The organism is Miniimonas arenae (assembly GCF_006351005.1).
Lineage (GTDB): Bacteria > Actinomycetota > Actinomycetes > Actinomycetales > Beutenbergiaceae > Miniimonas > Miniimonas arenae.
In genome coordinates this window covers 1-1,309 of sequence record NZ_VENP01000135.1, presented here as the reverse complement: position 1 = coordinate 1,309, position 1,309 = coordinate 1, and the positions used below count along the sequence as shown (strand labels likewise).

The window sequence follows — 1,309 nt, the reverse complement described above, 5'->3', positions numbered from 1 at the left end:
CATGGGTTTCTCCTATGTCAAGCCGCGGCGGCGACGGTGGTCGTGGTGGGCTGGTGGAGGGGTTGGGTGGTGGTCTTGAGGGTGGTGAACACGACTCGGATGAGGTGCCGCTTCAAGCAGCGCAGGGCCTCTCGGTTCGACATGCCTTGGGCCTTCTTCTTGTCGTAGTACGCCCGCCCGAGAGAGCGGGGCAGCCTGATCTGGGTGACGGCAACGCGGTGGACCGCACAGTTGATCTGGCGGTTCCCGCTACGGGTCATGCGGACTCTGCCCTCGGTGCTTCCGGACCAGACCGGGATCGGCGCGATGCCGGCGTGGCGGGCGAGCTGGGCGTCGGTGCTGAAACGTGCGATGCCACCGATCTCCCCGACGAGCTTCGCGGCCGTCAGCTCCGCGCACCCAGGCACCGCGACCAGGGCCGGAGCCCGAACGCTCACCAACGCAGCGATCCGCTTCTCCAGGTCCTTGATCCGCACACTCACGGCGCAGATGTCGCTCAACTCATCCAGGGCGAGCTCGACCACCACACCCTCGCCTCGACCCTCCAACCACGCCTGCAACGCACGCTGATGCTTGATCCGGTCCATCGCCCCGGCCGGGATCTCGTGCTCGGGGTCGAGCTCGTGCACCCGCCACAACAGGCTGTTGATCGTTGCCGTGCGCTGCTTGACCAGCGTGTCGCGCCGATCCACCAGCAGCTTCAGCTCACGAGCCTGCTCATCGTGCACGGCCCGGGGAAGACCGGGCTCCGCCAACGCGGCACGAGCCACCGCCAGGGCGTCGATCGGGTCGGACTTGCCGCGGGTGCGCGCGCTCGCACGGGCGTGCGCCATCATCTTCGGCGGAACCCGCACCACGACCTGACCAGCCGCGAGAAGATCCATCTCCAGCCGGGTCGAGAGGTGACGGCAGTCCTCGATCGCCCACTCCAGCTCATCACCGAACTGGCGCCGCGCCCACCGCAACGCCTCCCGGTGACCAGGAGTGGTCGCCCTGACCGTGAACTGCCCGATCTTGCGGGCCCGCTCATCGACCGCGACGAACGTGTGGCTCTTCTTGTGTACATCGGCTCCAACGACAACCATGAGGGTTGCCTCCTTCCACCCGATCAGTGCAGGGACGGTTGGGCCGGCCGGCGGACACATCTCAGTGGGGGCGATGCCACGCTCCTATCAAGTCACGCCGGCCGGTCCGTCACACCAGACGCCGACAAAACCCATGCACGCCACGAAGGCAGCGACCCTACGAGTCAGACGACTGGTGATCAGGACCCAACCACCGCGAAGCGGCACTGTCACCCTGACACTGA

1 protein-coding gene is annotated in these 1,309 nt (G+C 67.0%); it reads right to left on the bottom strand.

Features of this window, described 5'->3' with window-relative positions; genetic code table 11:
* Window positions 1-17 precede the first annotated feature (17 nt).
* Window positions 18-1,085 (bottom strand): IS110 family RNA-guided transposase, encoded by a 1,068-nt coding sequence (locus FH969_RS14945; RefSeq protein ID WP_108717602.1) that lies wholly within the window; start codon window positions 1,083-1,085, stop codon window positions 18-20.
* Window positions 1,086-1,309: the final 224 nt, after the last annotated feature.

Coding starts and splice junctions, on each gene's coding strand:
- FH969_RS14945 (WP_108717602.1), bottom strand. CDS start 1,085: ATGGTTGTCGTTGGAGCCGATGTACACAAGAAGAGCCACACGTTCGTC.